This is a genomic window from Achromobacter sp. K91, from assembly GCF_003576205.1.
GTDB lineage: Bacteria > Pseudomonadota > Gammaproteobacteria > Burkholderiales > Burkholderiaceae_B > Achromobacter > Achromobacter aegrifaciens.
In genome coordinates, this window is sequence record NZ_QWFB01000031.1 from 255774 (window position 1) to 274749 (window position 18976).

The window sequence follows — 18976 nt, forward strand, 5'->3', positions numbered from 1 at the left end:
CCATGAAACGATCCCATCTGCTCTGCGGTCTGGCCGTCCTGGCGTTGGCCGCCGCCCTGCCCCTCTATACCCAGGGCTACGGCAACCGTCTTGCCAATACCGCCGTCATCTCGGCCATTGCCGTCATCGGCTTGAACTTCGTGTTCGGTTATGCCGGCCTCATCTCGCTTGCGCACGCCGCCTTCATGGGCGTGGCCGCGTACCTGGTGGCCGTCCTGACCACGTCCCACGGCTGGAATCCCTGGCTGGCGGCGCTGCTCGCCATTGCCGCCACCTGCCTGACCGCCTATGTCACCGGCCGTATCCTGCTGCGCCTGAAGGGGCATTACCTGGCGCTGGCAACCTTGGGGCTGAACGTCAGCTTCACCATCGTCGTTTCCAACTGGATCGACGTCACAGGGGGCACGAACGGCATCTCCGGCATTGCGCCGCTCTCGCTGGGCGCCATCAAGCTCGACGACGAACCCAGCTTCTACCTGTTCTCGCTGGCGGTGCTGACCTTGCTGGCCCTGCTGGCCGCGCGCATCCGCCATTCGCATGCGGGCCGCACGCTGATGGCGGTGCGCGACGATGAGCTGGCCTCGGCCATGACGGGACTGCCGGTCACCGAGGTCAAGGTGGCGGCCTTCACGCTGGGCGCCGCCTACGCGGCCGTGGCCGGCTGCCTGTTCGCCTTCCACATCCGCTTTGTCTCGCCCGAGGACTTCAACTTCTCCCACTCCATCATCTACCTGGCCATGCTGGTCGTGGGCGGCGAAGGCAGCATCGTCGGCGCGATCCTGGGCGCGGTAAGCGTGACCCTGCTGCCCGAACTGCTGCGCGGCGTCGGCAACGCCTATCTGCTGGTTTTCGGCGTTCTGGTGCTGGTCATCCTGATCGTGCTGCCCCGCGGCCTGATCAGCCTGGTCGACCCGGCCACCTACCGCCGGCGCGCCAAACGCAGCGGCCGGCGCGGCGTGGTCCATGGAGGCAGCCTGTCATGAGCCTCATGCAAGTACAGAACATCAGCAAGCATTACGGCGGCGTGCAGGCGCTGTCGAACGTCAGCCTGGAGATCGGCGCCAACCAGTTCTACGCCATCATCGGCCCGAACGGCGCCGGCAAAAGCACCCTGCTCAATGTGATGACCGGCCTGGTTCCCCCCACATCCGGACAGGTCAGCTTCGACGGCAAAGTGCTGACCGGACTGCCCACGCACGCGATCATCCACGCGGGCATAGGCCGGATTTTCCAAAGCGGCCGCCTGTTCACGCGCCTCAGCGTCCTGGAAAACGTCATGCTGGGCGCCGCCATGCGCGACCCGCGCTCGCTGAGCGCGCTGCTGCTGCGCCCCCGATCCACGCGGGAGCGCGAACGCGCCGCCCGTGATGCCGCCTACGACACCCTGCGCCAGTTCGACCTGCATACGCTGGCCGACCGCAGCATAGGTTCGCTGTCCTACGGCAACCGCCGCCTGGTCGAGATGGCCAGAGTCATGGTCGCGCGGCCGCGGCTGTTGCTGCTGGACGAGCCTGCGGCCGGTCTGAATTCCGGCGAGGTCGAACAACTGATGGACCTGTTGCGGCGCCTGCGCGAACAGCACCGGCTATCGGTCGTGCTGATCGAGCACAACATGGGCATGGTGATGCGGCTGGCCGAGAACGTGGCGGTGCTCAACTTCGGCGCCAAGCTGGCCGAAGGCACCCCCGCCGAGGTGCAGTCCGATCCCGCGGTGCTCGAAGCCTATCTTGGAGGAGGCTACCAGCATGTTGCAGTGTAGAAACCTGGGCGCGGCCTACGGCGACATCGTCGCATTGCGCGGCATCGATCTGGATGTGCGCGCTGGCGAGGCCGTGGCGCTGATTGGCGTCAACGGCGCCGGAAAAACCACGCTGCTGCGCGCGATCTCCGGCTTGCTTCCCACCACCGGTGAACTGAACTTCGACGGCAGTTCCCTGGACACGCTGCCGATCCAGCGCCGCGTAAAGGCGGGCATCGCCCATGTCCCGGAAGGCCGCAGAATATTTCCGGGCCTAACCGTGAAGGAGAACCTGGAAGTCGGGGGCTCGGTGCGCGGTGGCGGCAGCAGCGATGACTTCGACCGCGTCTACGACCTCTTCCCCCGGCTGAAGGAGCGCGCCAGCCAGCTGGGCTGGTCCCTGTCTGGCGGCGAACAGCAAATGCTGGCGATCGGCCGCGCCTTGATGGCGCGCCCCCGCCTGCTCCTGCTCGATGAGCCTTCGCTTGGCCTGGCGCCGCGCCTGGCCGAAGAAGTCTATGCCCGCATCGCCCGCATCAATGAGGGCGGCATGACCGTCCTGCTGGTCGAACAAAACACCGTGCTCGCACTCGGCGTGGCCGACCGCGGTTATGTCATCGAAAACGGCAGCATCGTCTTGACCGACACGGCCGAGACCTTACGTCTGCACCCGCGGGTCCGGGACGCCTACCTGGGCCGCTAATTCCTGCTTGAGAGAAACCATGTATCCCGATCCTTCCTCCCGTTCACAGGCGCTGCACACGCGCGCCAAGCGCAGCCTGCCCGGCGGCAACACGCGCACGACCGTCTATCTTTCGCCCTACCCCGTCTACGCGGCGCAGGGCGCCGGCTGCCGCGTCCGCGACGTCGACGGCAACGAGCTGATCGACTGCATCAACAACTTCACGGCACTCATCCACGGCCATGCGCACCCGGCGCTGGCCGCGGCGGCGCACCGCCAGATCGACCTGGGCACCGCCTTCGGCATGCCGACCGAGAGCGAAATCGCGCTGGCCGAATTGCTGGCCGAACGCGTGCCGGGCATTGAACACATCCGCTTCACCAACTCCGGCACTGAAGCCGTGATGATGGCGCTGAAGGCCGCTCGCGCCTATACCGGTCGCCCCAAGATCGCCAAGGTCGAGGGGGCCTACCACGGCTCCTATGACCATGCCGAAACCAGCCTGGACGCCAGCCCCGCGAACTGGGGTGAGGCAACCGCGCCCGCCTCGGTGGCGCACTCGCAGGGAACGCCGGCAGGCGTGACGGCGGACGTCGTGATCCTGCCCTTCAACGACTGCCAGGCCACCGAAGCCCTGCTGCGCGCGCACGCCGCCAGCCTGGCCGGCGTGCTGATCGACCTGCTGCCCAACCGGGTTGGGTTGATTCCCGCCAGCCCCGAGTATCTGCGCATGCTGCGGCGAGTCACGACGGAGCTGGGCATCCTGCTGATCGTCGACGAAGTCATTACGCTGCGCCTGGCGCCAGGCGGTGCGCAAACGCGGCTGGGCGTCACGCCGGACCTGACTACCGTCGGCAAGATCATGGGCGGCGGCTTTCCCGTCGGAGGCGTGGCCGGACGCGCGGACGTGATGGCGGTATTCGATCCCAGCGCCGGCCGTCCGGCGGTACCCCACGGCGGCACCTTCTCGGCCAACCCCGTCAGCATGGTGAGCGGACTGGCCGCCATGCAATTATTGGATAACGCAGCCTATGCCCAGCTCGACCGTCACGGCGACATGCTGCGGCAGGGATTGAACCAGGCCTTTGCCGACGCCGGCATCGCAGGCCAGGCCACCGGGCTGGGATCGCTCGTCAAGCTGCATCTGAAGGCGCAGACGCTGACCAGCTACCGCGATGCCTATCCCAGTCCGGAACAGGCTCAGGCCATGGCACGCTTCAATCGCGAAATGCTGAACCGCGGCGTGCTGATGGCCAGCTATGGACTCATTGCCCTGTCCACGCCCATGCGGGATCAGGACATCGCCCAGATCGTCGAGACCGCGCATGCAGCGCTCAACGTCTTGCGCCGCGAAGAGGTGTTGGCATGACTGTCACCGTAGGCATAGACGTAGGCGGCACCTTCACCGATCTGATTCTGGTCGATGACGAATCCGGCGCCGTGCGCATCTCCAAGGTCCCCAGCACGCTGGAGAATCAGGCTTTCGGCGTGCTCGAGGCATTGCGCCGCACCGAGGTCCCCCTGGAACGGGTGGACAGCATCGTCCACGGCACTACCACCACCACCAACGCCGTACTCGAACGCAAGCTCGCCAAGGTCGGGCTGATCACCACCGACGGCTTCCGCGACGTGCTCGAACTCGGCCGGCGCACCCGGCCGCACGCCTACGGACTGACGGGCAGTTTCGTGCCGCTCATCCCCCGCGAGCTGCGGCGTGAAGTTCCCGAGCGCATGGACGCCCAAGGCAAGGTGCTGACTGCGCTGGACGAGGAGGCATTCGTAGCCCGGGTCCGGGAACTGGCACAGACCGGCGCGGAAGCCCTGGTCATACATTTCCTGCACAGCTACGCCAATCCCGCCCACGAGCTGCGCGCCCTGGAACTGGCGCGCCAACACTGGCCGAACGACTACATCACCGCCGGCCACACCATCATTTCCGAGTTCCGCGAGTTCGAGCGCGGAACCGCCGCCGCCGTCAACGCCTCAGTCCAGCCCATCCTGGACCGCTACATCGACCGCTTGCAGAGCAGCCTCACCGCGGCGGGCTTTCGCAACGACCTGCTGGTGATGCAAGGCAACGGCGGCACCGTATCGGCGCGCACCATCGCGCGCGCCGCCATCAACACCGTCATGTCCGGGCCGGCGTCGGGCGTCATGGCCGCGGCCTATTCCGGCCGGATGTCCGGGTACCCGAATCTGATCACCTATGACATGGGCGGCACGTCTTCCGACGTCGCGCTCATCGAGAACAGCGTGCCCAAGGTATCCAGCGAGCTGGAGCTGGAGTACGGCATGCCCCTGCACGTGCCGATGGTCGATGTGCATACCGTCGGCGCGGGCGGCGGCTCCATCGCCCGGGTGCAGGCCGGCGGCATGCTGCGCGTCGGCCCCGACAGCGCGGGCGCGCGCCCCGGCCCCATCTGCTACGGACGCGGCGGCGAACTGCCGACGCTGACCGACGCCAATCTGGTGCTGGGGCGGCTCGACCCCGATCGCCTGCTCTCCGTGGATCGCGCGGTCACCGTGGACGAAGTGGCCGCGCGCATCGAGGAGCACATCGGTCGCCCGCTGGGCCTGGACGCGGTGCAGGCTGCGGCGGCCATTCTGCAGATCGGCAACAACAACATGGCCGGCGCCGTGCGCTTGGTCAGCCTGGCCCGCGGCTACGATCCCCGCGATTTCGCGCTCTTCGCCTTCGGCGGCGCGGGGCCGCTGCACGCCGTCGCGCTGGCGCGCGAACTCGCCATACCGACCGTCCTCATTCCGGTGCGCCCCGGACTGACCAACGCCCTGGGTTGCCTGGTGGCGGATGTGCGGCATGACTTCGTAAAGTCTTTCAACCGGCCGCTCAAGGATCTGACGGACGCCGATCTGCAGGCCTGCCTGCATGACCAGATCGCCCTGGGGCATGCCGCCATCGAGCGCGACGGCATCGCCGTCTCCGACATCGAAATCTTCCATCACGCGCAGATGCAGTTCCAGGGCCAAAGCCATCTGTTGACAGTGGCCGTCGAAACCGGCGCCGCCACCGTCGCGCAGCTGCAGGAGGCTTTCGCCCGCGCCTATTGGCAACGGTTCCAGGTCGAACTCTCCGAGTTGCGACCGGTTCTGGTGACGCTGGACACCAGCCTCGTCGGCAAGCGCCACGCCATATCGCTGGACTCGCTGCGCAGCACAGGAACGGCCGCTGCGCCGCCACGGCGGCGTCCGGTGTGGTTCGCGGAAACGGGCTGGACCGACACGCCCATCTACCCACGCGAGCACATCCCCGCCGAAGGCCTGAACGGGCCCGCGATCATCGAACAACTGGACGCCACCACCGTCATCGACCCCGGCGCGCACGCCCGCGGCGACGGCTACGGCAACCTCATCATCACTCTCTAGGGCAGATGCACTCCCATGACCCACATCGACCCCGTCACGCTGACCGTCATCCAGAGCGGGCTGCATCAGGTATGCAATGAAATGGACCTGGCGCATTGCCGCGCGGCGTTCTCACCCATCATTTCGGAATCTCAGGACCGCTCCAACGGCATCTACCACCGCGACAGCGGCGAACTGATCGCCCAGGGAGAGCTGGGCCTGCCCATCTTCGTGGGCACCATGCAGTTCTCCACCCAGGCCGTGATCGAACGGGCCAAGGACATCGCCCCCGGCGATATCTTCATGGTCAACGATCCCTACCTGGGCGGTACCCACCTGATGGACGTGCGCTTCGTCAAACCCTACTTCTATCGCGGCAAGCTGTACGCCTGGCTCGCCAACACCGGCCACTGGCCCGATATGGGCGGCATGGTGCCCGGCGGATTCTCTGCCCACGCCACCGAAATCGAGCAGGAAGGACTGCGTCTTCCTCCAGTCAAGCTCTACAAGAAGGGGGAGCTGGATCCGGAAATCCTGTCCATCCTGATGTCGAACATCCGCATCTCCGAGCAACGCATCGGCGACATCAAGGCCCAGGCGGCCGCGCTGGCCATCGGCGAACGACGGCTGACCCAGCTGTTGGACCGCTACGGCCAGGACACCGTCGACACCGCCATCGAAGAACTCAAACGCCAGGCCTCCGTCCAGACCCGCGCCGTGATCGCCGCGATTCCTGACGGTGAGTATCTTGGACAAGCCTTCCTGGATTCCGACGGCGTGCAGGACCAGCCGCTGAAGGTGGCGGTGCGCATCCGCAAGAAAGGCGAGCTCATGCACTTCGACCTCAGCGAATCCAGCCCGCCCTGCGCCGGCCCGATGAACAGCGTCATCGCCACGACGCGCTCATCCATCTACCTGGCGATCAAGCATGTTTTCCCCGAACTGCCCATCAATGCGGGCCTGTTCGAACCGCTGCGCATCGAGGATCCCGACGGCACCTTCCTTTATGCGAAGTATCCCCGGCCGGTATCGGGCTGCGCCGCGGAGGTCAGCCAGCGCATCGCCGAAGCCGTATTCGACGCCTTGCAGAAAGCAATCCCCCAGCGCTTGTTCGCGGCGCCCGCCGGCACCACCGCCAATCTTGCCATCGGCGGCGATGACCCCATGCATGGGCGCTCCTATGTCATGTACGTCATCTCGGGCGGCGGCTACGGAGGCCATCCCGCAGGCGATGGACTGACCAACGGCTGCTCCACCATCGGCATCTCCAAGGCCGCGCCGGTGGAGGTCCAGGAACAGTTGTATCCGGTGCTCTTCGAGCGCTACGCCATCCACGAAGGATCCGGCGGACTGGGCGAGTTCCGCGGCGGCATGGGCATCCATTACCGGATCCGTCTCAGGGCAGGCTCGGCGCGCGCTTCCATGGTCATGGACCACGGAAAATTCGGTCCCCCCGGCGCGGCGGGTGGGCAGGAAGGCGGCCGTACCCGCGTCACGGTCTATCGCGACGGCGCAGCCTATGTGCCAGCCCATGTATCCAAGGATCAGGGGATCGTCATGCAGGCCGGCGACGTCATCGAGGTCTACACGCCCGGCGGCGGCGGCTATGGCGATCCCGCGCGGCGCTCGACACTCGCCCGCGAGAACGATATACGGCAGGGCTACTACCCCGGCTGACGCGCCGTCCCGCACGGGACGGCCGTGGCGCCCACGGACTTCGGTCCGCGGCGCCGTTCCTATTTCTGTAATTCCTATTGGCTTTCATCCGATGACTAATCTTCATTAGACGGTTTTCACCACGCGCCTACAATCCTCGCCAGGGTCAACTCAAATAAAAAGACCGTGGAGACAAGATGAAGACAGCCGTTCCTGGCGGGACCTCCGTTCTCACCCGACTCAAGTACCTGGCATTGGCCGGCCTGTTCATGGCGGCCTCCGGCCACGCGCAGCAGCCGGCAAAGCTGGTCGTCGGCTTACCGGCCGGCGGATCGTTCGATACCGTGGCCAGGATCGTGGCGGAGAAGCTTCCCAATCATCTGGAGCGGCCCGTGGTGGTGGAGAACCGCCCCGGCGCGCAGACGCGCATTGCCATTCAGGCGGTCAAGGGCGCCGCGCCCGACGGAAGCAGCTTGCTGGTGGCGCCGGGCGTGGCTATCTTCCTCTACCCGCACCTGTTCCGACAGCTCAATTACGATCCCTTCGCCGACCTTAAGCCGGTGACGCAGCTGGTGAGCTGGGACATCGTGCTCGCCGTCGCGGCCGATAGCCCCGTCACCTCGTTCAACGAGTTCCAGACCTGGGCCAGGCAGAATCCGGACAAGGCGTTCTACGGTACATCCGGCACCGGCAGCCTGCAGCATTTCCTGGGCGTTTCACTGGCCAGGCGCCTAGGTACGCCGCTGGAGCACATCGCGTTCAAGGGCGGCAAGGACGCCGTGACCGCGCTCCTGGGCGGACACATCAATGCCATCGTTATGGATGCGGGCGAAGTGGTCCCGCTGGCGCAGGCTGGCAAGCTGCGCGTTCTGGCGACCTTCAGCGCACAACGCGAACCGGCGCTGCCGCAAACGCCGACCATGCGCGAACTCGGGCTGGGCGAACTCGAGACCTCGGGCTGGGCTGGGCTGTATGCACCGGCCGGCACCCCAGAGCCAGCCATCCGCAAGCTGAATTCGGCGGTAAACGACATCCTCGCCCTTCCCGACGTCGCCAAGCGTCTTTCCGAGCTGGGCATGCGGCCGGCCGGCGGCACACCGCAGGCGGTCGACGCGCTGGCGCGCCAGCAGCTCGAGCAGTGGCGCGATACCGTGGCCCAGTCCGGCTTCGTGGTCGATTGAGCTGCGCCGCCCGCCACCCATTTTCTGATCTCACTGGATCAAGTCCCATGTTCGCATTGACCACCCTCGACATCGCCTCTCGTCCCGTTGCCTGCCTGGAAATCGAAGGGCGGAATTATCCGCTGGCCACCTGTGCCCAGGTGTTGGACCAGCCCGCCCTGGATACCTCCGTCCGCGATCTCTTCGAAGACTGGCCGCGCTCGCTGGCGCTGCTTGAGCAGGCAGCCGCCCGCCGCTCCGCGCTCGACGGCCATGAGGTCTCCGGACCGGTGCGCCACATGGCTCCGCTGCAGTATCCCGGCAAGGTGCTTTGCGCCGGGGCCAACTACCATGACCACCTGGCGGAAATGAACGTCCCGAACGCCGAGGACAAGTCCGCACAGCGCCTGTTCTTTTTCTTCAAGCCGCCCCGCCAGGCCGTGGTCGGCGAGGGTGCCACGGTACACATGCCCATAGGCTGCCAGCGCCTGGACTGGGAGATCGAACTGGCGCTGGTGATAGGAAAGACGGCCAGGAATGTGCTGCCGGAAAATGCGCTGGACCACGTGGCGGCGTACACCGTCGCGGTCGACATGTCGGCGCGCGACCTCAACAAGGCGCCCGACACCTTCTACAAGCTGGACTGGGTGGCCGGCAAGGCGCATGACACCAGCTGCCCGCTCGGACCCAGGCTGGTACCGGCGGCGTTCATCCGCGACCCCATGGACCTGGGCCTGAAGCTCAGCGTCAACGGCCAGATCAAGCAAAACGCCCGTACCAGCGGCATGGTCTTCGACATCCGTGAGCAGCTGGCAATCCTGAGTCGCATCATGACGCTGGAACCCGGAGATCTAGTACTGACGGGCACGCCCGCCGGCGTGGGCGCGCCACAAGGCACGTTCCTCAAGATCGGTGACGAAATCAGCGCAACGATCGAGGACATCGGCACGCTGGCGGTACAGATCCAGGCATCGCGCTGACATCCTGGCCGGCCCCGGCCGCACCTTTCCAATGAGGCAGTTCCATGCAGTCTCTTTTCTCTCCCCTGCCCGCTACAGCCGGCGACACCATCTTCGCGCTGGTTGAAGCCTTTCAGAACGACCCTGCGCCACACAAAGTCAGTCTCAGCATCGGCACCTACTTTGCCGAAGACGGCAGCATCCCTGTGATGCGCGCCGTGCGCCAGGCCCGCGACATGCTTGTGCAGGCGGGAAAGCCGCATCCCTACTTGCCCATCCCCGGCTCGGCCTCATACCGCAACGCAGCCAGATCGTTGATCTTCGGAGCCAATGGCCCCGAGCCTGAGCGCGTGGTGACGACCCAAAGTGTCGGCGGCACCGGCGCCTTGAAGCTGGGCGCGGACTTGCTGCGCCATATCTGCCCCAAAGCGACGGTCTGGGTCAGCGATCCGACATGGGAGAACCATGCTCAGATCTTCCGCCAGGCGGGCTTCGCGGTGCATGAGTATCCCTACTACGACGCCCAAACTGCCACCGTGCGCTTTGCGCAGATGCATGACGCGTTGCAGGCTCTGCCGGCAGGGTCCATCGTCGTGCTGCACGCCAGCTGCCACAACCCAACTGGCGTGGACCTGTCTGCAGATCAGTGGGAGGCACTGACCGAACTGTTTGCGCGCCAGGGCCTGATTCCCTTTTTTGACCTGGCGTACCAGGGGTTCGGACTAGGTCTGGATGCGGACGCCGAACCAATCCGGGCAATGGCGCGGGCGGGCGTGGAATGCCTGGTCGCCAGTTCCTTCTCGAAGAACTTCTCCCTGTACGGCGAACGCTGCGGCGCCCTGAATATCGTGTGCCGCGACGAAACCGCCGCCGACCGCGCGCTGGGCCAGCTCAAGCTGCTGATACGTGGAAACTACTCCACGCCTCCCACGTTTGGCGCCGCCCTGGTTGCCGCCATTCTGAGCGATGACGCGTTGCGGCAAGTCTGGACCGATGAACTGGAGCAGATGCGGACACGGCTCGTCAGCCTGCGCGCCCGCTTGTCCAACGCGCTGACGCAATTGACCGGCGCGCGCGAAGCCTGGGACTATATCGAGCGACAGCAAGGACTGTTCTCCTACATGCGGTTGAGCCCCCAGCAGGTCGAATCGCTGCGCCGCGAACATGCCGTGTATCTGCTGAAGTCCGGCAGACTCTGCGTTGCCGGCCTGACCGACGGCAACATCGATTATGTCGCACGCGCCATCGCCGCTTGCGCGCAGCGCTGAACATTTCTCCCTGCGCCCGCAAGTCCGAGGCGCCCCACTGATAGGAGCAAGGCAATGGCCCTACCCAACCGGCTTATGGCCGCGAGTTCCGGATTGATGCTGGCCCTGGGACTGACACTGCCGGTGGCCAAGGCCGCCTCCGATGCCGGCCTGCTGCAGGAGGCCCTGCAACGGGCGGACCAGACCGAGTCTGAAGTGATCGCATGGAGACGCCACATACACCAGCATCCTGAGCTGTCGTACCAGGAGACCGAAACCGCGAAGTACATCGCCGACGCCTTGCGCGCCATGCCCGGCATCACCGTCGAGACCGGGATAGCGCGCACAGGCGTAAAGGCCGTGCTCAAGGGCGGCAAGCCAGGACCGGTGGTGGCGTTGCGCGCCGACATGGACGCCCTGCCCGTCGAGGAACGCAATGACCTGCCATTCCGCTCGCAGGCCAAGGCCGTCTGGCGCGGAGAACAGGTATCGGTTTCCCACGCCTGCGGCCACGACACTCATGTCGCAATGCTGCTGGGCGCGGCCAAGGCCTTGTCGGCGATGCAGGACGACCTGCCCGGCACGATAGTCTTCCTATTCCAGCCCGTCGAAGAATGGGGACCCGACAAAGAGCCCAGCGGCGCCAGGGCCATGATCGCGCAGGGAGTGCTGGAGAATCCCAAAGTGGACGTGGTCTTCGGCCAGCACATCAGCGCCGGCGCCCCCTCCGGCACCATCGCCTATCGCGCCGGCCCTACCATGGCCAGCGGCGACCGCTTCGAGATCTCACTGCACGGCAAGGGCGGACACGGCGGACGCCCATGGACCGCGAATCCCGCGCTCGTACCCGCGGCAGAACTGACATTGGCGCTGCAGGGCATCACCAGCAGCAAGGTGGATCAATCCGACGGCGTCACCGTACTGTCCATCGGCATGTTGCAGAGCGGACGGCGCGCAAACATCCTGCCCGAAAGCGCCGAACTGGCGGGCACGGTACGCTCGCTTTCGTCGCACAACCAACGCATCGTCCACGAGGCCATCCGCGCACGCGCCGAGCATATTGCGCAGGCCTATGGCCTGAGCTCCAAGGTGAACATCTACACCGGCTACGAGGTCGTCGACAACGATAAATCCCTGACCGGCAGCTTGATACCTGCATGGCAGGAAGCGGCCGGCGCCGGCAAGACAGTTGAAATGCCCGCGCCATCCACCGGCAGCGAGGACTTCGGCGCATATGGCGTCAGCGGCAAGGTGCCCTCGGTCTTCTGGTTCATTAATGCCTCGCCATTGGGCGACAAAAGCGGCGCGCCCAACCATTCGCCGGAGTTCGCCATCGACGAAAACGCGCTGCGCGTGGGTGTACGCGCGCTGGTGGCTTCCGCGCTGACGTACATGGACAAGCAGTAGGCCGCCCCCCACATCCCGATCCCGCCCGGCGCCGCTACGCGCACCGGGCGTTCCTTCCAATGCCCCCGATACGGGGAGCTGATCGTGCCCTGTTCGTTCTGTTCCCGAACGGACCATGTCTTCCATCCCAGCCTTCCGACCGTCCCCTAGCACGCTCGTGCTCGCACGAGCGTGGCGCGGCAGGGTCTTTCCTTGCTCCCAACCCCCATAAAGATACCGATTGGTATTTTTCATTGCTCATAAAAAACAAAAATCTCAGCATTAAAAACCGGGATTTTTTATATGGGAAAACGCGATTGACATAAAAACATACCGAATGGTATGTTTGCCCAAAGAATGCAGCCCGCCGCTGAAGGAGACAATCGGCGGACGGTCTGCACGCAGGCTCACCAACCCATGGCAAGGATGTCTAAGAATATGGATACCCCACGTTGGAAGCAGCGCCCGGAAGGATCGAATTGGGGAGACTTCGGCCCTGACGATCAGATCGGGCGCATGAATCTGCTAACCCCGCAAACGCGCTTGCGCGCGTTCCGCGAGGTGCAGGAAGGCCGGGCGTTCTGCCTCAGCCTGCCGCTGGACTATCCAGGCGGGAACACTTTGTTCCAGCATCGCCGGGAACCGCAGTTCTCCTACGACAAGCGCGGCGACGGCCACAACTACAACTATCGGCTGTCGCAGGTCTGCCCCTGCTTCAACGACGTCGTTTCGGACGACGCCGTCCTCATGTTCCTGCAGTACTCGACCCAATGGGACGGACTGGGGCATGTTGGACAGATGTTCGATGCGAACGGCGACGGGCTGCCCGAAAAGGTCTACTACAACGGCTATCGCGGCGGCCTGGACGTGATCGGGCCCGATGACGCAAAGAGCGGCCTGGGCGCCAAGGCCATCGGTATCGAACGCATGGCCACCGCCGGCGTCCAGGGGCGTGGCGTGCTGATCGACCTGGAACGCCGCTACGGGCGCGAACGCGCGCTGATCGGCTATGACGAGCTGATGGCAGCCCTGGACGGCGTCGCGGTACTGCCCGGCGATTTTCTCTGCCTCTATACGGGCTTTGCCGACCTGATCCTGGAAATGAACAAGCAGCCGGACGGCGAGGTCCTGGCGCGCTCGTGCGCCGTGCTGGACGGCCGCGACGAACGCCTGCTGCAATGGATCACCGACTCCGGCATCGTGGCAATCTGCGCCGACAACTTCGCGGTGGAAGCCTATCCGGCCACGCCAGGCAAGGGTGGGCACTATCCCGGCCTGCCCCTGCACGCGCATTGCCTCTTCAAGCTTGGGCTGCATCTCGGCGAACTCTGGTACTTCGCAGAGCTGGCGCAATGGCTGCGCGAGCATGGCCGCAGCACTTTCCTGCTGACGGCGCCGCCGCTGCGCCTGCCCGGCGCGGTAGGTTCGCCCGTCACTCCCGTCGCCACCGTCTGAAGCCGGCCGCGGGCGCGACGCCCGCGGCTCTCACCTCTTTGCCGGAGACCGCAATGCTGAATCGCATTCCGGCCTGGGCCGCCTTGGCCCTGGCCAGCCTCGCCCCACTTGCGCAGGCCGCCCCACCCAGCTACCCAGACAAGCCCGTCACGCTCGTCATTCCCTTTCCCCCCGGCGGCACCAGCGATGTGGTGGGCCGGCAACTCGCCATGCAGTTGGGCGAGGAGCTGGGAGGGACCTTTGTCGTCAACAACAAGGCCGGCGCATCCAGCATGATAGGCGCCACCTTCGTGGCGCGCGCACCCAAGGACGGATACACCCTGCTGCTTTCCTCCGGCAGCACCTTCACCGTCACGCCTCATTTGATGACCCAGATGTCGTACACGCTGGACGACTTCGCGCCGGTTTCCGCTGTCGCCACCGTGCCGTTCGCCTTTGTGGTGAAGAAGGACTTTCCCGCAAAAAACGTGGCCGAATACGCCGCCTATGCCAAAGCTCATCCCGGCAAGGTCAACAACGCCACCAACGGTCTCGGCAGCATGGTCCATTTGCTGGGCGAGCTGGCTGCAGCGGGCATGGGCGTGGACGTGACGCAGGTCCACTACAAGGGCGCGGCGCCCGCCACCGTGGACATGATAGGCGGCGTGGTCGACTCCAACGTGGAGGCGCTTACCAGCGCCGTTCCCAATGTGCGCGCCGGGCAGTACCGGGCGCTGGCCGTGCTGAGTCCGCAGCGTCAACCGCTGTTGCCCGACGTGCCCACATTCGCCGAGCTGGGCTATCCGGACGTGGTCGGCGAAACCTGGTACGCCGTGTTCGCTCCGGCCGGGACCCCGGCGCCAGTGGTCGACAAGCTCAACGCCGCACTGCGCAAGATCACGGCTTCGCCACAGTTCGTGCGCACCATGCAGCAGATCGGCAATGAACCGCGCAGCAGCAGTCCGGCGGAACTGCACGATATCACGTTGCGGGAGAGTCAGCGCTGGGGCGCGCTGATCGAGAAGTTGAAGATCCCGCCCGTGCAATAGGCGGGATCGCGGGCGCCCGGCTCAGCGCGGCAAGTAGCCGAGCGCCTGCATCCTGCGCAGATTTTCCAGCACCGACAGCTCGCTGTCGATGCAATCGCCGAAGCCGGCCTGGCGCAGCTTGATAGTGGATACCAGCGGCGGGAACGGCAAGGGGTGTTGCGCCGACCAGGTCGCGTCCGCGTACTGCCATGACAGCCCGATCAGGTCCGACAGCTCGTTCACATGCAAGCCCTCCCGCCGCGCCATCTCGCGCCAGACCTGGGCTTCGGCGGGCATGGCCTGCCGCATACGGGTCTGCACCAACTCCCCTGCAGGCATGCCGAAGAATTCGGCCAGGCGCTCAAACAGATGGCGCCAGGCCATCACATCGCCATTGGCGATATTGAAGACCTCACCCCAGGCTTGCGGCGCATCCCAGGCCCACTCGACCGCGCGAGCGATCAGACGCGCATCCGTGCATTCCGTCAACAGCTCCGGATGTCCGGGATAGGCCAGCGGCTGGCCCGATTCCCGCAACAGCGCGGCGTAGGCGCCCAGCGTCGCCACCGGATTCATGGCGCTACCCAGGGCAACGCCAAGCACGATCTGCGGGCGGAATATGGTCCATCCGAACCCTTGCCGCCGCGCCTGTTGTTCCAGCATGTCTTGCTGGTCGAAATAGAAATTGGCATGGTCGCGCACGGCGTCCTGCTCGCGCGCGGGGATGCGCATGGCCCGCCCCGTATGCACGCCGTAGGCCTTGGTCCCCTGCATCAGGGTCACATGCGCCAGCGGCGCGCCGTCCAATGCCGCCAACGTATTGGCCAGCATCCGCGTATTGATGGCGACGTTCTCCGGATCCCGCCACCCCTTGAGCAAATCCGGCTGCTCGTTCAAGGCGGCATAGACCAGATGCGTCACATCGCCGTGCTCGGCCAAGGCCTGCCGCGTTGCCTGCGCATCGCGCAGGTCGGCCGCAATCCATATCGCATCCCTGGCAAAGTCGGCCCACCGTCGCGACAAGCCTGCGCACAGCACGTCCGGCCGGCCATGCAGATGCTCCATCACCGCCCGCCCCACCACGCCCAACGCGCCCACCACCAGCACCTTTTTTGTTGTCATTGCGACTCTCCGAACTCGAATGCGCCGTTGTCGATGGCGATCTCGCCGCGCTCCACAACCACGGCGCGAAAGCGCGCCAGTCCCGGCTGCTCCCGCCAGACATCGACCCGCAGCCTCTCGCCCGGATAGACCGGCGCGCGAAAACGCCCGCTCATGGCGCGCACCCGCTCGGGCTCTCCCGGACAGCAAAGGCGCGCCAGGCCCAGACCGGCCACGCCAAAGCTGGCCATGCCATGCAGGATCGGCCGCTTGAAGCCCGCCAGCCGCGCGGCCGCGGGATCGATATGCAGCGGGTTCAGGTCTGCCGACAACCGGTAGACCAGGGCGGCCTGCGGCGAAGTAGGGCAATCGACAGCCGCATCGGGTTCGCGCGCCGGCATCGCCGGCGGCGCCGGCCGCGCCGACGCCCGCCCGCCGAAACCGCCATCGCCACGGCAGAACACGGTCTGCTGCAGGGTGGCCAGCAAGGCACCGTCCGCGGCATCGAACAGTTCACGCTCGACGTACAGCAAGGCGCCCTTGCCGGCGCCCTTGTCCGCCAGGTCGACGATGCGAGTCACGCCTCTTACCCGCCCCTTGGGGGCAAGGGGCCGGTGCAGGCGTATGGACTGTTCGCCATGCACCGTGCGGCGCCAATCCAGCCCCAGCGGCAGATCGCGCAGCCAGAAGCCCGGGTCCGCCAACACGTTGACCAGGGTCGGCTGGACCTTCAGCCGGGTTTCATCGACGTAGGACAGCTCCTCCTCGTCGACGGGATTCATGCCCGCGCCGAGCGCGAGGGCGTAGAGCGCGCAGTCGCGCCAGTCGTATTCCTGGATGCGCTCGGGGATGCGCGCAGCCAACAGTGTTGCCGGATCGATGGGCATGCGAACCTCACAAAACGTCGGCGGTGCCGAGTATGGCCGTGGCCTGGCTGGACAGCACGCCGCCATTGGCATGGGCGAGCGACACCTGCACGTCGGGCACCTGCCGCTCGCCCGCCTCGCCGCGCAACTGCTGCACCGACTCCAGCAAGGTGTACAGGCCGTACATGCCAGGATGGTTGCAGGAGAGCCCGCCGCCGTTGGTATTGACCGGCAGGGAGCCCCCAGGCGCGATGGCGCCACTGGCGACGAAGGCGCCCCCTTCCCCCTTGGCGCAGAAGCCCAGGTCCTCCAGGAACAGGATCGTGTTGATGGTGAACGCGTCATAGACCATGAGATGGCCAATGTCGCGCGGCGACAGCCCGGCCATGGCGTAGGCGCGTTGCCCTGACTCGACCGCGCAGGTGGTAGCCAGATCCGGCATGCAGGATATCTGCCTGTGGCTCGTCGCCACGCCGGTGCCCAGCACATAGACCGGCGGCCTGCGCAGGTCGCGCGCGCGATCCGCGCTGACCAGCACCACGGCGGCGCCGCCGTCGGTCACCAGGCAGCAATCCGCCTTGCTGAGCGGGTCGCTGACCATGCGCGAGGCCAGCACATCCGCGCGCGTCAACTCGCCGCGCACATAGGCATCCGGATTGCGCTGCGCCCACAGGCGCGCCGCCACCGCCACGTCCGCCAGCTGCTCGCGCGTGGTCCCATACCGATGCATGTGCCGCGCCGCGGCCAACGCATAGCTCGAGATCGGATAACGCGGCGCGAACGGCGTCTCGTAGGGCTGCGGGTCAGGCATGGATGCCAGCTTGCCGCCTGCGGTCAACTGGTTCGACCCGTAGCAGATCAGCGCGACATCGCAAAGCCCGGTTTCCAGCGCAGCCATCGCCGATTGCAGATGGAACAGGAACGACGCACCGCCGACCATCGTGCCATCGGCCTGGCGCGGCTGTATGCCCAGCCGTTCCGCCACGTTCAGCACCGGCAGGCCGGATGTGGACATGGCGCAGTACAGACCATCTACATCCTTCATCCCCAGGCCGCAATCTTCCAGCGCAAGGATCGCCGCCTCCTGCAGCTGATCGAAGGGAGAACGGCCGGGCGCATTCCAGCGCCGCGTATTGCCTATGCCGGCAATGGCGCAACGGCCTCGCAAGCGGGCGCTCATGAGCGTTCTCCCGGGGCGTCGAATACGACGTAGGCCCCGTCGTCGCCCGCGACGATGCGCGCGCGCACTTTTGAACCGATGGCAGGCGCGTCCACGCCCTCGACGCGGGTCATCATCCGCGCCCCGCCTTCCACTTCGACCAGCGAGACGTTGTAGTCTCCGGCGCGGTCGCGCACCGTCGTGGTTGAATAGACCACGCCCGCGCCCGGCGACTCGCGCCAGGTCAGCCGGGGGCTGCCGCAGGCCCGGCAGACCAGCGCCGGAGGAAAGCGCACGCTGGCGCAGTCGTCGCAGTGCTGCAACAGGATACGGCCCTCCCGCAAACCCGCCTGATGGCGGACGTCGGGTCCGGGCCCGTCAAAACGCGCATCGCCAGCCATACCTCACCTCCCCTGCCAGACGGGCGCGCGCTTCTCGGCAAACGCCGCGGAACCTTCGCGGGCATCGGCCGACGTGAAGACATGCTCGGTCAGTTCGGCCTGGCGGCTCCAGATCTCGTCGGCCGGCCAGCCTTGCGACTCGGCGACGACGCGTTTGCTGGCTGCCACGGCCAGGGGCCCGTTGGCGACGATGCGGCGCGCCAGCTCCCGCGCGCCCTGCAGGGCCTCTCCGGGCGCAGTCACCTGGTTGATCAGGCCGTAGCTCAAGGCACGCGCTGCGGGAAACATGTCGCCGGTCAACGCCAGCTCCATCGCCACCCGGCAAGGCAACTGCCGCGGCAGGCGGACCAGGCCGCCGGCTGTGGCCGCAAGCCCGCGCTTGACCTCCGGAACGCCGAACTGCGCATTCTCGGCCGCCACCACCAGATCGCAAGCCAGCACCAGCTCGAAGCCGCCCGCCAGCGCATATCCCTCGACCGCCGCGATGAGCGGCTTTTTCGGCGGGCGCATGGTCAGCCCGCCGAATCCTCGCCCATCTATGCTGGGCCGTTCGCCGCGTAGAAAGCCTTTCAGGTCCATGCCGGCGCAGAACGAACCGCCGGCGCCGGTCAGGATGCCTATGCGCAGGTCCTCGCGGTCATCCAGTTCATCCACGGCTGCGGCGATGGCCCGCGCCACGGCAAGGGTCACCGCATTGCGCGCTTGCGGCCGGTTGATGGTGATCGTCAGGATTCCGTCGCTGCTCTCCAGCAATACCTCGTCGCTTTCCGTCTTGTTCTCGGTCATCGTTATCTCC

Annotated in this window: 17 protein-coding genes; 12 read left to right on the top strand and 5 right to left on the bottom strand. The window is 66.1% G+C overall.

Translation table 11 applies throughout. From position 1 onward, the window contains the following. Positions 1-2 precede the first annotated feature (2 nt). The 12 genes from DXK93_RS14575 to DXK93_RS14630 all read left to right on the top strand — a co-directional run bounded on the left by DXK93_RS14575 (position 3) and on the right by DXK93_RS14630 (position 14674). Positions 3-983, top strand: coding sequence for a branched-chain amino acid ABC transporter permease (locus DXK93_RS14575; RefSeq protein WP_054452144.1), 981 nt, complete (start codon positions 3-5; stop codon positions 981-983). Continuing rightward, positions 980-1759 (top strand): ABC transporter ATP-binding protein, encoded by a 780-nt coding sequence (locus DXK93_RS14580; RefSeq protein WP_054452145.1) that lies wholly within the window; start codon positions 980-982, stop codon positions 1757-1759. The genes DXK93_RS14575 and DXK93_RS14580 overlap by 4 nt, the downstream gene beginning before the upstream one ends. Beyond that, the gene (locus DXK93_RS14585; protein WP_054452146.1) at positions 1746-2441 is read left to right on the top strand and encodes an ABC transporter ATP-binding protein; all 696 of its coding nucleotides are present in this window, start codon (positions 1746-1748) and stop codon (positions 2439-2441) included. The genes DXK93_RS14580 and DXK93_RS14585 overlap by 14 nt, the downstream gene beginning before the upstream one ends. A gap of 19 nt (positions 2442-2460) precedes the next feature. Further along, positions 2461-3789 carry an aspartate aminotransferase family protein gene (locus DXK93_RS14590; RefSeq protein WP_119450420.1) on the top strand — a complete coding sequence of 443 codons (1329 nt, stop codon included), beginning with the start codon at positions 2461-2463 and terminating at the stop codon, positions 3787-3789. After that, positions 3786-5804: a hydantoinase/oxoprolinase family protein gene (locus DXK93_RS14595; RefSeq protein ID WP_119450421.1), complete on the top strand. Its 2019-nt coding sequence runs from the start codon at positions 3786-3788 to the stop codon at positions 5802-5804. The genes DXK93_RS14590 and DXK93_RS14595 overlap by 4 nt, the downstream gene beginning before the upstream one ends. 15 nt (positions 5805-5819) lie before the next feature. Continuing rightward, complete coding sequence (locus tag DXK93_RS14600) at positions 5820-7460, top strand: hydantoinase B/oxoprolinase family protein (RefSeq protein ID WP_119450422.1); 1641 nt, start codon at positions 5820-5822, stop codon at positions 7458-7460. 176 nt (positions 7461-7636) lie between these two features. Beyond that, complete coding sequence (locus tag DXK93_RS14605; RefSeq protein WP_119450423.1) at positions 7637-8620, top strand: tripartite tricarboxylate transporter substrate binding protein; 984 nt, start codon at positions 7637-7639, stop codon at positions 8618-8620. A 47-nt stretch (positions 8621-8667) separates the two neighbouring features. Beyond that, the gene (locus DXK93_RS14610; RefSeq protein ID WP_054452151.1) at positions 8668-9579 is read left to right on the top strand and encodes a fumarylacetoacetate hydrolase family protein; all 912 of its coding nucleotides are present in this window, start codon (positions 8668-8670) and stop codon (positions 9577-9579) included. 44 nt (positions 9580-9623) lie between these two features. Then, entirely contained in the window at positions 9624-10826 is a 1203-nt protein-coding gene (locus DXK93_RS14615) for an amino acid aminotransferase (protein WP_119450424.1), read from the top strand. 54 nt (positions 10827-10880) lie between these two features. Further along, positions 10881-12212, top strand: a complete 1332-nt coding sequence (locus DXK93_RS14620; RefSeq protein WP_233564552.1) for a M20 family metallopeptidase — start codon at positions 10881-10883, stop codon at positions 12210-12212. 417 nt (positions 12213-12629) lie between these two features. Then, on the top strand, positions 12630-13646 hold the full coding sequence (locus DXK93_RS14625; RefSeq protein WP_119450425.1) for a cyclase family protein: 1017 nt from the start codon (positions 12630-12632) through the stop codon (positions 13644-13646). 53 nt (positions 13647-13699) lie between these two features. After that, entirely contained in the window at positions 13700-14674 is a 975-nt protein-coding gene (locus DXK93_RS14630) for a tripartite tricarboxylate transporter substrate binding protein (RefSeq protein WP_119450426.1), read from the top strand. Positions 14675-14695: 21 nt separating this feature from the next. On the opposite strand, the gene DXK93_RS14635 is transcribed toward DXK93_RS14630, so the two are convergent. The 5 genes from DXK93_RS14635 to DXK93_RS14655 are packed head-to-tail and all read right to left on the bottom strand — an operon-like array spanning position 14696 to position 18966. Next, positions 14696-15775, bottom strand: coding sequence for an NAD-dependent epimerase/dehydratase family protein (locus tag DXK93_RS14635; protein ID WP_119450427.1), 1080 nt, complete (start codon positions 15773-15775; stop codon positions 14696-14698). Beyond that, positions 15772-16641: a MaoC/PaaZ C-terminal domain-containing protein gene (locus DXK93_RS14640; RefSeq protein WP_119450428.1), complete on the bottom strand. Its 870-nt coding sequence runs from the start codon at positions 16639-16641 to the stop codon at positions 15772-15774. The genes DXK93_RS14635 and DXK93_RS14640 overlap by 4 nt, the downstream gene beginning before the upstream one ends. 7 nt (positions 16642-16648) lie before the next feature. Then, entirely contained in the window at positions 16649-17800 is a 1152-nt protein-coding gene (locus tag DXK93_RS14645; RefSeq protein WP_054452158.1) for a thiolase, read from the bottom strand. Next, the gene (locus tag DXK93_RS14650; protein WP_233564553.1) at positions 17797-18123 is read right to left on the bottom strand and encodes a Zn-ribbon domain-containing OB-fold protein; all 327 of its coding nucleotides are present in this window, start codon (positions 18121-18123) and stop codon (positions 17797-17799) included. The genes DXK93_RS14645 and DXK93_RS14650 overlap by 4 nt, the downstream gene beginning before the upstream one ends. A 60-nt stretch (positions 18124-18183) precedes the next feature. After that, complete coding sequence (locus DXK93_RS14655; RefSeq protein WP_119450429.1) at positions 18184-18966, bottom strand: crotonase/enoyl-CoA hydratase family protein; 783 nt, start codon at positions 18964-18966, stop codon at positions 18184-18186. Positions 18967-18976: the final 10 nt, after the last annotated feature.

Bases quoted from the DNA above. Each gene is read 5' to 3' on its own strand.
- DXK93_RS14640 (WP_119450428.1), bottom strand. From the start codon at position 16,641: ATGCCCATCGATCCGGCAACACTGTTGGCTGCGCGCATCCCCGAGCGC.
- DXK93_RS14635 (WP_119450427.1), bottom strand. From the start codon at position 15,775: ATGACAACAAAAAAGGTGCTGGTGGTGGGCGCGTTGGGCGTGGTGGGG.
- DXK93_RS14575 (WP_054452144.1), top strand. From the start codon at position 3: ATGAAACGATCCCATCTGCTCTGCGGTCTGGCCGTCCTGGCGTTGGCC.
- DXK93_RS14615 (WP_119450424.1), top strand. From the start codon at position 9,624: ATGCAGTCTCTTTTCTCTCCCCTGCCCGCTACAGCCGGCGACACCATC.
- DXK93_RS14600 (WP_119450422.1), top strand. From the start codon at position 5,820: ATGACCCACATCGACCCCGTCACGCTGACCGTCATCCAGAGCGGGCTG.
- DXK93_RS14580 (WP_054452145.1), top strand. From the start codon at position 980: ATGAGCCTCATGCAAGTACAGAACATCAGCAAGCATTACGGCGGCGTG.
- DXK93_RS14630 (WP_119450426.1), top strand. From the start codon at position 13,700: ATGCTGAATCGCATTCCGGCCTGGGCCGCCTTGGCCCTGGCCAGCCTC.
- DXK93_RS14620 (WP_233564552.1), top strand. From the start codon at position 10,881: ATGGCCCTACCCAACCGGCTTATGGCCGCGAGTTCCGGATTGATGCTG.
- DXK93_RS14655 (WP_119450429.1), bottom strand. From the start codon at position 18,966: ATGACCGAGAACAAGACGGAAAGCGACGAGGTATTGCTGGAGAGCAGC.
- DXK93_RS14595 (WP_119450421.1), top strand. From the start codon at position 3,786: ATGACTGTCACCGTAGGCATAGACGTAGGCGGCACCTTCACCGATCTG.
- DXK93_RS14645 (WP_054452158.1), bottom strand. From the start codon at position 17,800: ATGAGCGCCCGCTTGCGAGGCCGTTGCGCCATTGCCGGCATAGGCAAT.
- DXK93_RS14610 (WP_054452151.1), top strand. From the start codon at position 8,668: ATGTTCGCATTGACCACCCTCGACATCGCCTCTCGTCCCGTTGCCTGC.
- DXK93_RS14590 (WP_119450420.1), top strand. From the start codon at position 2,461: ATGTATCCCGATCCTTCCTCCCGTTCACAGGCGCTGCACACGCGCGCC.
- DXK93_RS14625 (WP_119450425.1), top strand. From the start codon at position 12,630: ATGGATACCCCACGTTGGAAGCAGCGCCCGGAAGGATCGAATTGGGGA.
- DXK93_RS14585 (WP_054452146.1), top strand. From the start codon at position 1,746: ATGTTGCAGTGTAGAAACCTGGGCGCGGCCTACGGCGACATCGTCGCA.
- DXK93_RS14605 (WP_119450423.1), top strand. From the start codon at position 7,637: ATGAAGACAGCCGTTCCTGGCGGGACCTCCGTTCTCACCCGACTCAAG.